11 protein-coding genes are annotated in these 12107 nt (G+C 62.7%); 9 read left to right on the top strand and 2 right to left on the bottom strand.

Annotation, left to right across the window (positions count from 1 at the left end; all coding sequences use genetic code 11):
- Positions 1 to 69 precede the first annotated feature (69 nt).
- Together M2D63_RS21595 and M2D63_RS21590 are read left to right on the top strand one after the other, a co-directional pair.
- The gene (locus M2D63_RS21595) at positions 70 to 315 is read left to right on the top strand and encodes a GlsB/YeaQ/YmgE family stress response membrane protein (RefSeq protein ID WP_285865063.1); all 246 of its coding nucleotides are present in this window, start codon (positions 70 to 72) and stop codon (positions 313 to 315) included.
- Positions 316 to 359: 44 nt separating this feature from the next.
- Positions 360 to 893 (top strand): DUF3299 domain-containing protein, encoded by a 534-nt coding sequence (locus tag M2D63_RS21590; RefSeq protein WP_285865062.1) that lies wholly within the window; start codon positions 360 to 362, stop codon positions 891 to 893.
- A gap of 58 nt (positions 894 to 951) precedes the next feature.
- On the opposite strand, the gene M2D63_RS21585 is transcribed toward M2D63_RS21590, so the two are convergent.
- Positions 952 to 1848 (bottom strand): D-hexose-6-phosphate mutarotase, encoded by an 897-nt coding sequence (locus M2D63_RS21585; protein WP_285865061.1) that lies wholly within the window; start codon positions 1846 to 1848, stop codon positions 952 to 954.
- Between the two features lie 72 nt (positions 1849 to 1920).
- A complete protein-coding gene (locus M2D63_RS21580; RefSeq protein ID WP_009402429.1) occupies positions 1921 to 2322 on the bottom strand; it encodes an acyl-CoA thioesterase in 402 nt (133 codons plus the stop codon).
- 372 nt (positions 2323 to 2694) lie between these two features.
- Here M2D63_RS21580 and M2D63_RS21575 point away from each other — a divergent pair, with 372 nt between their 5' ends.
- The 7 genes from M2D63_RS21575 to M2D63_RS21545 all read left to right on the top strand — a co-directional run bounded on the left by M2D63_RS21575 (position 2695) and on the right by M2D63_RS21545 (position 11978).
- Complete coding sequence (locus M2D63_RS21575; protein ID WP_285865060.1) at positions 2695 to 3984, top strand: MFS transporter; 1290 nt, start codon at positions 2695 to 2697, stop codon at positions 3982 to 3984.
- Between the two features lie 163 nt (positions 3985 to 4147).
- Complete coding sequence (locus M2D63_RS21570; protein ID WP_285865059.1) at positions 4148 to 5146, top strand: phosphate ABC transporter substrate-binding protein PstS; 999 nt, start codon at positions 4148 to 4150, stop codon at positions 5144 to 5146.
- Between the two features lie 137 nt (positions 5147 to 5283).
- Positions 5284 to 7572: an ABC transporter permease subunit gene (locus M2D63_RS21565; RefSeq protein WP_285865058.1), complete on the top strand. Its 2289-nt coding sequence runs from the start codon at positions 5284 to 5286 to the stop codon at positions 7570 to 7572.
- Positions 7573 to 7589: 17 nt separating this feature from the next.
- Complete coding sequence (pstA, locus tag M2D63_RS21560; RefSeq protein WP_285865057.1) at positions 7590 to 9260, top strand: phosphate ABC transporter permease PstA; 1671 nt, start codon at positions 7590 to 7592, stop codon at positions 9258 to 9260.
- 86 nt (positions 9261 to 9346) lie between these two features.
- On the top strand, positions 9347 to 10180 hold the full coding sequence (gene pstB, locus M2D63_RS21555; protein WP_285865055.1) for a phosphate ABC transporter ATP-binding protein PstB: 834 nt from the start codon (positions 9347 to 9349) through the stop codon (positions 10178 to 10180).
- A 56-nt stretch (positions 10181 to 10236) separates the two neighbouring features.
- Positions 10237 to 10995 carry a phosphate signaling complex protein PhoU gene (gene phoU, locus M2D63_RS21550; protein ID WP_285865054.1) on the top strand — a complete coding sequence of 253 codons (759 nt, stop codon included), beginning with the start codon at positions 10237 to 10239 and terminating at the stop codon, positions 10993 to 10995.
- Between the two features lie 89 nt (positions 10996 to 11084).
- Entirely contained in the window at positions 11085 to 11978 is an 894-nt protein-coding gene (locus M2D63_RS21545) for a response regulator (RefSeq protein WP_285865053.1), read from the top strand.
- The last annotated feature ends 129 nt before the right edge of the window (positions 11979 to 12107 follow it).

Raw genomic sequence — 12107 nt, 5'->3', positions numbered from 1 at the left:
CTCTGAATGGCGCGATGCCAAAGCGCTGACTAGGCTTTGGCATGCGTCATTTCATTCAGAGGGATTGCCATGGGCATCATCGGTACCATCTTCATCGGCCTGATCGTCGGTCTGCTGGCACGCTTCATCAAGCCCGGCGACGACAGCATGGGCTGGATCATGACCATTCTGCTGGGCATTGCCGGTTCGCTCGCCGCGACCTACGGCGGCCAGGCGCTGGGCATCTACCAGGCCGGGCAGGGCGCGGGATTCCTTGGCGCGCTGGTGGGCGCGGTCGTCCTTCTGGTGATCTACGGCATAGTCAAAAAGAACTGACAGCAGGCTAGAATGCTCGGCAATTTTCGTTGCCGAGCATTTTCATGCGCCGTGTATTACTGGCTTCACTGTTGTTGATCAGCAGCCTGGCTCACGCCGAGCTGGCGGAAACCGACTGGCTGGAATTGATGCCCAAGTCGGACCAGAAAGCCCTGGAGTTGATGCCTGAGATCGATCACAACTCCCCGGAAGCTACCGGCACCTTTACCGAGAAGGGTGGCCTGAAGCAGAGCAAGGGCTTGCCGGCGGTAATGTATTCGAGCAAGACCGTGGCGGCCATGAACGGCAAGCACATTCGCCTGGGTGGCTACCCGGTGCCGCTGGAAAGCGATGCCAAGGGCAACAGCACGCTGTTCTTCCTCGTGCCTTATCCGGGCGCCTGCATCCACGTACCACCGCCACCGCCCAACCAGCTGGTGCTGGTACGCTATCCCCATGGCCTGAAGCTGGACGATATCTACACGCCGCTGTGGGTCACCGGCACCCTGAAGATCGAAAAGGTCAGCAACGACCTGGCCGATGCGGCCTACGCCCTGGATGCGGCGAAGGTGAAGGTGGTGGAAGAGGGCGATCTGTGAATGATCGCGGGGCAAGCCCGCTCCTACAGTAGGAGCGGGCTTGCCCCGCGATAGCGATCTAGAGCGGCTCGCTGCTGATACTCAGGCCTAGCGAATGACTCGCCCCGGGCTTGAGCGTAACCACATCGTCCCAGACGTTCGCCGTCTCGATGCACAGCATGCGCTGCCAGCCATCATCGGCCATGTCCGTCAGTTCCGCGGCGCGATCGGTCCAGGGGTTCCAGATCACGGCCGAGCGCGAACCACTGGCCGTCAGGTGGATACGCCGGTTCCAGGCCGGGTCGACAATGCTCAGTCGCTCAGGGGCCTGCAGGTAGATCCGGTCGGTTTCCCCGGCGAACCCCAGGCTGCCAGCCTGTGTGCGCTGCTCCCAGTTGGCCAGGGTTTCGATATAGCCAAGGCCGTCGACGCCTTCTACCTGAACCTGGCGTACATCACTGACCGCAAAGTAGCTGTGCAGCGCCTGACTGATCGTAACGGGGACGTTGTCGAGGTTGTAGCTGGTGAGGGTGATGCTCAACTGCTCGGCCATGACGATGCAGAGCTTGAGCTCGACATTGTGGGGCCAGCCAGGCAGATCGCCCTGGGTGTCCGGCAGGTTGAAGTCGACCCGCACGGCGCTGCCTTGCTGGGTGATATCTGCCAACTGCCAGTCGCGACCGCGCACCAGGCCGTGGGCCGATGCTTCGCTGCCGCGATACATCGCCTGGACAGCTTCGGGGTTGCGTGCCAGCTGGCCGAACCAGGGCCAGCACACCGGAACACCGGCGCGCACGGATTTGCCCTGCTTGAAAATGGCCTGCTCGCTGAGCCACAGCAGTGGCGGCTCGCCCACGCGCTGATAGCTCAACACCTGCGCGCCCTGCTGGGCGACCAGCAGCTCGGCGCTGTCGGTGGTGATGCGCCAGCAGTTGAGTTCGCCGTGCTGTTCGGTTTCGACCTGGAATGTGGACATGCGCGTTATCTCGTTGATTTGCCGTACGGTCTTGGACCGCTTGCATACCTACGAGTTTACCGCGCCGGTGTCTCAGCGACGAGGAGGAACCGAGCGGGTGCGGCCACTGCCGTCGATGGCAACGAAGACAAACACCGCTTCGGTGACCTTGCGCCATTCGCTGGACAGCGGGTCGTCGCTCCACACCTCGACCATCATCTGGATCGAGCTGCGGCCGATTTCCAGGGTCTGGGTATAGAAGGACAGCTGGGCGCCAACGGCCACCGGGACCAGGAACGCCATGCGATCGATGGCCACGGTGGCTACCCGGCCACCGGCTACACGGCTGGCCATGGCGGTGCCGGCCAGGTCCATCTGGGCGACCAGCCAGCCGCCGAAGATATCGCCGAAACCGTTGGTTTCACGCGGCAATGCGGTGATCTGCAAGGCCAGGTCGCCTTGCGGGATAGGATCTTCTTGTTCGAGTTCAATCATGCCGGGGGTGCCTCTGACCCGTGACGCTTCGTTGGTTGGCGCTATGACAGACGCCTCGAAAAACGATTCAGCACAACTATTCTACGCTGCTTTCGCTTTGCCAGGCGGCGAAGGGAAACTCTGCGAAATCGACTAAGCATACCTAGCGGCGTTTTCGCACAACATCCTTCAAAAGGCCCAACCCGTTCCTACAGGCGGCCAGTATATAGAGCTGAAGGCGCAGCGACGACCATGCAGTCATGAATACTTGTAATGCATTTGTACGCTATGTGCTTTTTTCAGCAATTTGCTATCGTTCGAGGCTTCCCAGGCTCAAAGCCACGTCGCAGACGGCCTGCAATCTCAATAAAGCTATTCCAATAAGAGATACCTATGACCTCCGTGCCAGGCACTATTGCGCAACCTTCAAGGCCGTTGACCCGCAGTGACTACAAGACCCTGTCGCTTTCCGCCCTGGGCGGTGCGCTGGAGTTCTACGATTTCATCATTTTCGTGTTTTTCGCCACTGTGGTCGGCAAGTTGTTCTTCCCCGTCGACATGCCGGAATGGCTGCGCTTGATGCAAACGTTTGGTATTTTTGCCGCCGGTTACCTGGCGCGGCCGCTGGGCGGGATCATCATGGCCCACTTCGGCGACCTGCTGGGGCGCAAGAAGATGTTCACCCTGAGCATCTTCATGATGGCTGTGCCGACCCTGATCATGGGCCTGCTGCCAACCTACGCGCAGGTCGGCCTGTGGGCGCCGATCCTGCTGTTGCTGATGCGGGTGATCCAGGGCGCGGCCATTGGCGGTGAAGTGCCGGGTGCCTGGGTGTTCGTCTCCGAGCACGTGCCGGCGCGCAATACCGGTTATGCCTGCGGCACCCTGACGGCCGGGCTGACCTCCGGGATCCTGCTCGGTTCGCTGGTAGCGACCCTGATCAACACCGTCTACACCCCGCAAGAGGTCGCCGACTACGCCTGGCGCGTGCCATTCCTGCTGGGCGGGGTGTTCGGCCTGTTCGCGGTGTACCTGCGCCGCTGGCTGCATGAGACGCCGGTATTCGCTGAAATGCAGGCGCGCAAGGCCCTGGCCGAGGAAGTGCCGCTGCGTGCGGTACTGCGTGATCACCGCGGCGCCATCGTCATTTCGATGCTGCTGACCTGGCTGCTGTCGGCCGGCATCGTGGTGGTGATCCTGATGACCCCGGCGTTGCTGCAGAGCCTCTATCAGGTCAGCCCGACCGACTCGCTCAAGGCCAACAGCCTGGCCATCGTGCTGCTCAGCCTGGGCTGCATCGCCACCGGTACGCTGGCCGATCGTCTGGGGGCCGGGCGGGTGTTCATCGTTGGCAGCCTGTTGCTGCTGGCCTCGTCCTGGACCTTCTACCACACCCTGCCGACCCACCCTGAGTGGCTGTTCCCGCTGTACGCCCTGACCGGCCTGTGCGTGGGCATCGTCGGTGCCGTGCCTTACGTCATGGTCAAGGCATTCCCGCCCGTGGTTCGCTTCAGTGGCCTGTCGTTTTCCTACAACCTGGCCTACGCAATCTTTGGCGGTCTGACGCCGATGGTGGTCACTGCACTGCTCAAGTTCAGCCCCATGGCGCCGGCCTACTACGTGGCCGGGATCTGCACCATTGGTCTGCTGGTCGGTTGCTACCTGTTGGCGAAAAAGCGCTGAAACCCCTCTGCTTCAAGCCCCCGCAACATTTTGAAAAGGCCATCACCGACATTCGGTGATGGCCTTTCATCTAATTGTCACATTCGATTCATAGAGTGTTCATACGGCCTGCAGATACTTGGGCCCGATCCATCTCACCCCCAATTCCTGCTAGGAGTAAGGCATGAAACTGAAGCGTTTGATGGCGGCCCTGACGTTCGTCGCCGCTGGCGTTGCCACCGCCAACGCGGTTGCCGCTGTTGACCCTGCTATTCCGACCTACACCAAGACCACCGGTGTGTCGGGCAACCTCTCCAGCGTCGGTTCCGATACCCTGGCGAACCTGATGACTCTGTGGGCCGAGGCCTACAAGAAGGAATACCCGAACGTAAACATCCAGATCCAGGCTGCCGGCTCCTCCACCGCGCCACCCGCGCTGACCGAAGGCACCGCCAACCTCGGCCCGATGAGCCGCAAGATGAAGGACGTCGAGCTGCAGGCGTTCGAGCAGAAGTACGGCTACAAGCCAACCGCCATCCCGGTTGCCGTCGACGCCCTGGCCGTGTTCGTACACAAGGACAACCCGATCAAGGGCCTGACCATGGCTCAGGTCGACGCGATCTTCTCCTCCACCCGCCTGTGCGGTGGCAAAGCCGACGTGAAAACCTGGGGCGACCTGGGTGTGACCGGCGACCTGGCCAACAAGCCGGTCCAGCTGTTCGGCCGCAACTCGGTATCCGGCACCTACGGCTACTTCAAGGAAGAAGCCCTGTGCAAAGGCGACTTCAAGCCTAACGTCAACGAACAGCCTGGCTCGGCCTCGGTCGTGCAGTCGATCAGCAGCTCGCTGAACGGCATCGGCTACTCGGGCATCGGCTACAAGACCGCCAGCGTCAAGACCGTACCTCTGGCCAAGAAAGACGGCGGTGCTTTCGTTGAAGACAACGAAGCCAACGCCCTGAACGGCACCTACCCGCTGTCGCGCTTCCTGTACGTCTACGTCAACAAGGCGCCGAACAAACCTCTGGCCCCGCTGGAAGCCGAGTTCGTGAAGCTGGTCCTGTCCCAGGCAGGCCAGCAGGTCGTGGTGAAAGACGGTTATATCCCGGTTCCTGCCAAGGTGGCTGAAAAAGCCCTGGCCGACCTGGGCCTGAGCAACGCGAAAAACGTTGCCAAGCAGTAAGTAGTACCGGTGGGCCGCTCTAGTAGGCGGCCCACCACTCATTGCGAGTCTGCTGCCAGTGAACCCCCTGTGCGGCAGGCTTTTTTGCGTCACTGCATTGTAATGTTTTTGTCACACAGGACCGCTAGGGTGAGCGCATGAATGATCTGGCCAACTCTACAATGACCCCGAACTCTCCCCCCGTGCGGATTGACTTCAATACGCCCGAACTTCAACGCAAGCGCAAGCTGCGTGCGCTCAAGGATCGCCTGACCCGCTGGTACGTACTGGTGGGCGGGCTTGCCGTGCTGGCGGCAATCACCCTGATTTTCTTCTACCTCGCCTACGTGGTCGTGCCCCTGTTCCAGGGTGCCACACTGACCAGCAAGAAGGCGCTGGAGCCGACCTGGCTGCAACAGGACGCCGGCAAGCCGCTGATGATCGCCCTGGAAGAGCAGAACCTGGTCGGTATGCGCGTTTCCGACAAGGGCCAGGCGCTGTTCTTCGACACCAAGACCGGTGCCGAGCTCAAGCGCGTCGACCTGCCCGTGCCCGCCGGCACCCAGGTGACCTCCATCGGCCAGGACCAGCCGGGCAACCCGCTGGTGGTCCTCGGTCTGTCCAACGGTAAAGCGCTTGCCTTCAGCCACAGCTACAAGATCACCTACCCGGACAACAAGAAGACCATCACCCCGGCCATCGACTTTCCCTATGGCCAGGAGCTTTTCACCCTGGACGACGAAGGCCGTGCCCTTGAGCACGTGAGCCTGAACGTCAACAGTGACACTCTGGTGGTCGCAGGTTCTACCGGTGCGCACCTGCAGGTATTGTCGCTCGCCCGCGAAGAAAACATGATGACCGGCGAGGTCACCACCGAGCAGAACCGCATCGACCTGCCGCAGATGACCGAGCCGGTCAAAGCCATCTTCATCGACCCGCGCCAGCAGTGGCTCTACGTGGTCAACGGCCGCGCCCAGGCCGACGTGTTCAGCCTGCGCGACAAGAGCCTCAATGGTCGTTACAAGCTGCTGGAAGACGGCAATGCCGAAATTACCGCCAGCGCCCAGCTGGTCGGCGGCATCTCGCTGATCTTCGGTGACTCCAAGGGCGGCCTGGCCCAGTGGTTCATGGCCCGCGACCCGGATGGCGAGCAGCGCTTCAAGCGTATCCGCGAGTTCCAGATGGGCAAGACGCCGATCGTGCAGATCGACGCCGAAGAACGTCGCAAGGGCTTTGTCGCCCTGGACGCCGCCGGTGAGCTCGGCGTGTTCCACAGCACCGCGCACCGTACCCTGCTGGTAGAGCCGGTGGCCGAAGGCGCTGGCGTACTGGCACTGTCGCCGCGTGCCAACCGCATCATCATCGAACAAGGCAACAAGCTGCTGCCGCTGAGCCTGAAGAACCCGCACCCGGAAGTGTCCTGGAGCGCGCTGTGGAGCAAGGTCTGGTACGAGAACTACGACGAGCCGAAGTACGTCTGGCAGTCGACCGCCTCGAACACCGACTTCGAACCCAAGCTGAGCCTGTCCCCGCTGACCTTCGGTACCCTGAAGGCGGCGTTCTACGCCATGATCCTGGCCGCACCGCTGGCTATTGCCGCGGCCATCTACACCGCCTACTTCATGGCCCCGGGCATGCGCCGCAAGGTCAAGCCGGTGATCGAGCTGATGGAAGCGATGCCGACGGTGATCCTCGGCTTCTTCGCCGGCCTGTTCCTGGCACCGTACCTTGAAGGCCATCTGCCGGGTGTGTTCAGCCTGTTCCTGCTGATGCCGATCGGCATCCTGCTGGCCGGTTTCACCTGGAGCCGCCTGCCCGAGTCGATCCGCCTGCGGGTGCCGGATGGTTGGGAAGCGGCGATCCTGATCCCAGTGATCCTGCTTACCGGCTGGTTCGCCCTGTACATGAGCCCGTTGCTGGAGACCTGGTTCTTCGATGGCGACATGCGCCTGTGGATCACCAATGACCTGGGCATCACCTACGACCAGCGCAACGCCCTGGTAGTGGGTATCGCCATGGGCTTCGCGGTGATCCCGAACATCTACTCGATTGCCGAAGACGCCGTGTTCAGCGTGCCGCGCAGCCTGACCCTGGGCTCCCTGGCACTGGGCGCGACCCCGTGGCAGACCCTGACCCGCGTGGTCATCCTGACCGCCAGCCCGGGCATTTTCTCGGCGCTGATGATCGGTATGGGCCGTGCGGTGGGTGAAACCATGATCGTGCTGATGGCCACCGGCAACACCCCGGTGATGGAGCTGAACCTGTTCGAAGGCATGCGCACCCTGGCCGCCAACGTCGCGGTGGAGATGCCCGAGTCGGAAGTCGGTGGCAGCCATTACCGCGTGCTGTTCCTCGCCGCGCTGGTGCTGCTGATGTTCACCTTCGTGATGAACACCTTGGCCGAGCTGATTCGCCAGCGTCTGCGCAAGAAATACTCGTCGCTTTGATAGAAAGGTAGCGATCCGTGAAAAAGGATTCCCTCAAAAGCTGGTTCAAGAGCGGCGCCCCCGGCGTCTGGATCAGCGGTGGCGCGGTCGCCATCGCGGTCATCATGACCGTGGGCCTGCTGGCTGTGATTGCCGTGCGCGGCCTGGGCCACTTCTGGCCGGCCGACCTGATCCAGGCCAATTACAACGTGCCCGGCCAACCCAACCACATCGTGGTCGGCGAGGTGGTGCAGAAGGAAGAGGTGCCCCGTGCGCGTCTGAAAGGTGCCGGCCTGCCGGTGCCTGACGAGGGCCCGGAGTTCATGACCCGCGAGCTGATCAAGGTCGGTAACCGCGACCTCAACGGCAGCGATTTCACCTGGGTGGTCGGCGAATGGCTGACCGACGAGCAGCGTCCGGCCGAGCTGATCGCCCTGGAGCGTCGTGAGTGGGGCAACTTCTACGGCTACCTGGTCAGCGTCAAGGAAAACGGCAAGGTGGTCGCCGAAGGCCAGGCGGCCTGGGCCGAGCTGCAGGCGCGCCTGAAGCGCACCGAGAAGCTGGCGGGTGAGCTGCAGAGCCTGGAAAAGAAAGAGATCGGCGCCATCAACCATGGCCTCGAACGCCTGCGCCTGCACGGTCGCAAGCTGGAACTGCAAGGCAAGCTGGACGCCGCCGCCCAGGCCGACATCGAGGCCGAGCGTGCCGAGCTGAACAATCGCTACAAGGCCATCGAAGAGCGTCTGGGCAACCTGCACCAGGCGTTCAGCCGCGACAGCCTGGTGGCCAAGGACGGCAACGGCCGTGAAGTCGAGATCAACCTGGAAAAGGTGGTCCACGCCTACCAGCCGAATGGCATGGGCACCTTCACCAAGCTGGGTGTGTATTTCGCCAAGGTCTGGGAGTTCCTCAGCGACGACCCGCGTGAAGCCAACACCGAAGGCGGGATTTTCCCGGCCATCTTCGGTACCGTGATGATGACCCTGATCATGGCCGTGATCGTCACTCCGTTCGGTGTGCTGGCGGCGGTGTACCTGCGTGAATATGCGCGCCAGGGCCCGGTCACCCGGCTGATCCGCATCGCCGTGAACAACCTGGCCGGTGTACCGGCGATCGTCTACGGCGTGTTCGGCCTGGGCTTCTTCGTCTACGTGCTGGGTGGCTCGCTCGACCGCCTGTTCTTCCCCGAAGCCTTGCCGGCGCCGACCCTGGGTACCCCGGGCCTGCTCTGGGCCTCGCTGACCCTGGCGCTGCTGGCGGTACCGGTGGTGATCGTGGCCACCGAAGAAGGCCTGGCGCGTATCCCGCGCACCGTCCGCGAAGGCTCCCTGGCCCTGGGCGCGACCAAGGCCGAGACCCTGTGGAAAATCGTCCTGCCGATGGCCAGCCCGGCGATGATGACCGGCATGATCCTCGCGGTGGCCCGTGCCGCCGGTGAAGTGGCGCCGCTGATGCTGGTAGGTGTGGTGAAGCTGGCGCCGTCGCTGCCGCTGGACGGCAACTACCCGTACCTGCACCTGGACCAGAAGATCATGCACCTGGGCTTCCATATCTACGACGTCGGCTTCCAGAGCCCCAACGTCGAGGCCGCGCGGCCGCTGGTGTACGCCACCGCGTTGCTGCTGGTGCTGGTGATCGCCACCCTCAACCTCTCGGCGGTCTGGATTCGTAACCACCTGCGCGAGAAGTACAAGGCGCTGGATAGCTGATCGATACACCCCTTATTGCAAGTGCCGCCCGTGTGTTGTGCCGGGCGGTTCGATGAAACGAAATAGATAGCGTATGGAGTCTGACCATGCAGCATGAATCCCACGCCCACGGCATCGATATGTCGGCCCTGGGTCGCGACAAGCAGAGCCTGCGTCTGGCCGAAGAAACCGTGGCCATCGAAGTACCGGGCCTGAGCCTGTACTACGGCGAGAAGCAAGCCCTGTTCGACGTCAGCATGAACATCCCCAAGCAGCGCGTGACCGCCTTCATCGGCCCGTCCGGCTGCGGCAAGTCGACCCTGCTGCGCACCTTCAACCGCATGAACGACCTGGTTGACGGTTGCCGCGTCGATGGTGCGATCAACCTGTACGGCAACAACATCTACCGCAAGGGCGAGGACGTGGCCGAGCTGCGTCGCCGGGTCGGCATGGTGTTCCAGAAGCCCAACCCGTTCCCCAAGACCATCTACGAGAACGTGGTCTATGGCCTGCGCATCCAGGGCATCAACAAGAAGCGTGTGCTCGACGAGGCCGTGGAGTGGGCACTCAAGGGCGCGGCCTTGTGGGATGAGGTCAAGGACCGCCTGCACGAGTCGGCACTGGGCCTGTCCGGTGGTCAGCAGCAGCGTCTGGTGATTGCCCGTACCATCGCCGTGGAGCCGGAAGTGCTGCTGCTCGACGAGCCGTGCTCGGCACTCGACCCGATCTCGACGCTGAAGGTCGAAGAGCTGATCTACGAACTGAAATCCAAGTACACCATCGTCATCGTTACCCACAACATGCAGCAGGCGGCGCGGGTTTCCGACTACACCGCGTTCATGTACATGGGCAAGCTGATCGAGTTCGGTGACACCGACACCCTGTTCACCAACCCGGCGAAGAAGCAGACCGAAGATTACATCACCGGTCGGTATGGCTAGGATTCGACGACTGAACGCCGCCTGACCGCACTTACCGGACGCTCCAAGGATTTCTCATGATCGATAAAGACAGCCTTACCCACCACATCTCCCAGCAGTTCAACGCCGAACTCGAAGAGGTCCGCAGCCACCTCCTGGCGATGGGCGGCCTGGTCGAGAAGCAGGTCAACGACGCGGTCACCGCGCTGATCGAGGCCGACTCGGGCCTGGCCCAGCAGGTGCGTGAAGTCGACGAGCAGATCAACCAGATGGAGCGCAACATCGACGAGGAGTGCGTGCGCATCCTCGCCCGTCGCCAGCCGGCGGCCTCCGACCTGCGGTTGATCATCAGCATCTCCAAGTCGGTGATCGACCTGGAGCGCATCGGCGACGAGTCGACCAAGATCGCCCGCCGCGCCATCCAGCTGTGCGAAGAGGGCGAGTCGCCCCGCGGTTATGTCGAAGTGCGGCATATCGGCGACCAGGTGCGCAACATGGTCCGCGATGCCCTGGATGCCTTCGCCCGTTTCGATGCCGACCTGGCCCTGTCGGTGGCCCAGTACGACAAGACCATCGACCGCGAGTACAAGACTGCCCTGCGCGAGCTGGTCACCTACATGATGGAAGACCCGCGCTCGATCTCGCGGGTGCTCAGCGTGATCTGGGCCCTGCGTTCGCTGGAGCGGATCGGCGACCACGCGCGCAACATCTCGGAACTGGTGATCTACCTGGTGCGCGGCACCGACGTGCGCCACCTGGGCCTGGCGCGGATGAAAGAAGAGGTCGAGGGCGGCGGCGAAAAGGCTAATGTTCCGGGCCGATCTGACGATAAATAAGACTGCCTGCGAAAACGAACGCCCGGCTTTGGCCGGGCGTTTTCGTTTGCGCTCGGCGCTATGCGAGTCGGGATGCAATAGGAGCGGTGATGAGTAAAGTCAGTGTGCTGGTGGTGGACGATGCGCCGTTCATTCGCGACCTGGTGAAGAAGTGCCTGCGCAACCATTTCCCGGGGATGGTCATCGAAGACGCGGTCAATGGCCGCAAAGCCCAGGCCTTGCTGGCCCGCGAAGCCTTCGACCTGGTTCTGTGCGACTGGGAAATGCCAGAGATGTCGGGCCTGGAGCTGTTGACCTGGTGCCGCCAGCAGGACGCCATGAAGAGCCTGCCGTTCATCATGGTGACCAGCCGTGGCGACAAGGAAAACGTGGTCCAGGCGATCCAGGCCGGTGTCTCGGACTTCGTGGGCAAGCCCTTTACCAACGAGCAGCTGCTGACCAAGGTGAAAAAGGCCCTGACCAAGACCGGCAAGCTCGATGCCTTGATGTCCGGCGCGCCGGCGCGGGTCAACTCGGCCTTCGCCAACGATTCGCTCAGCGCCCTGACCGGCGGGCGTGCGGAAACGGTCAAAGTGGCGCCGACGCCGGCACCGGCCAAGCCGCTGGTCACCGCGCCCCAGCCCCCAGCGGCTGCCGCCGCACCAACCGGCCGCAGTCAGGGCCAGTTGCGCTTGCCGGGTGGCATCCAGCCTTGCGTGATCAAGGCCCTGAGCCTCAAGGAGGCGCTGCTGGTGGTGCGTCGTGGTGAGACCCTGCCGCAAGTGCTCGAAGGCGCCGTGCTCGACCTGGAGCAGGGCGAGAACGCCGAGATCGCGCGCCTGAACGGCTACCTGCACGCGGTGGCGGCCCTTGAGCCGAAACCGGACAGCGACTGGCTGCAACTGACGTTCAAGTTCGTCGACCAGGATGCGCAGAAGCTCGACTACCTGTCGCGCCTGATTGCCCGGGGTACCGCGCAGAAGCATTTCGTGCCGGGGGCCTGACAGGGCCCCATCGCGGGGGGGGGGCCCCCCCCCCCACCGACGCGAGGGGGTGGGGGCCCCCACAAAAAAACCCACCCCCCCCCCCAACCAAAAAACACAAAAAAAAACAAAAAACAGCACAAAGAAGGA

Source organism: Pseudomonas sp. BJa5 (assembly GCF_030272875.2).
Taxonomy (GTDB): Bacteria; Pseudomonadota; Gammaproteobacteria; order Pseudomonadales; family Pseudomonadaceae; genus Aquipseudomonas.
Note: the sequence above shows the minus strand (reverse complement) of the source record. Positions and strands in the feature narration are given on the sequence as shown.

Excerpts from the sequence above, each read along its gene's own strand:
- M2D63_RS21545 (WP_285865053.1), top strand. The coding sequence starts at position 11,085 with ATGAGTAAAGTCAGTGTGCTGGTGGTGGACGATGCGCCGTTCATTCGC.
- M2D63_RS21575 (WP_285865060.1), top strand. The coding sequence starts at position 2,695 with ATGACCTCCGTGCCAGGCACTATTGCGCAACCTTCAAGGCCGTTGACC.
- M2D63_RS21565 (WP_285865058.1), top strand. The coding sequence starts at position 5,284 with ATGAATGATCTGGCCAACTCTACAATGACCCCGAACTCTCCCCCCGTG.
- M2D63_RS21580 (WP_009402429.1), bottom strand. The coding sequence starts at position 2,322 with ATGATTGAACTCGAACAAGAAGATCCTATCCCGCAAGGCGACCTGGCC.
- M2D63_RS21585 (WP_285865061.1), bottom strand. The coding sequence starts at position 1,848 with ATGTCCACATTCCAGGTCGAAACCGAACAGCACGGCGAACTCAACTGC.
- phoU (WP_285865054.1), top strand. The coding sequence starts at position 10,237 with ATGATCGATAAAGACAGCCTTACCCACCACATCTCCCAGCAGTTCAAC.
- M2D63_RS21570 (WP_285865059.1), top strand. The coding sequence starts at position 4,148 with ATGAAACTGAAGCGTTTGATGGCGGCCCTGACGTTCGTCGCCGCTGGC.
- M2D63_RS21590 (WP_285865062.1), top strand. The coding sequence starts at position 360 with ATGCGCCGTGTATTACTGGCTTCACTGTTGTTGATCAGCAGCCTGGCT.
- pstB (WP_285865055.1), top strand. The coding sequence starts at position 9,347 with ATGCAGCATGAATCCCACGCCCACGGCATCGATATGTCGGCCCTGGGT.
- M2D63_RS21595 (WP_285865063.1), top strand. The coding sequence starts at position 70 with ATGGGCATCATCGGTACCATCTTCATCGGCCTGATCGTCGGTCTGCTG.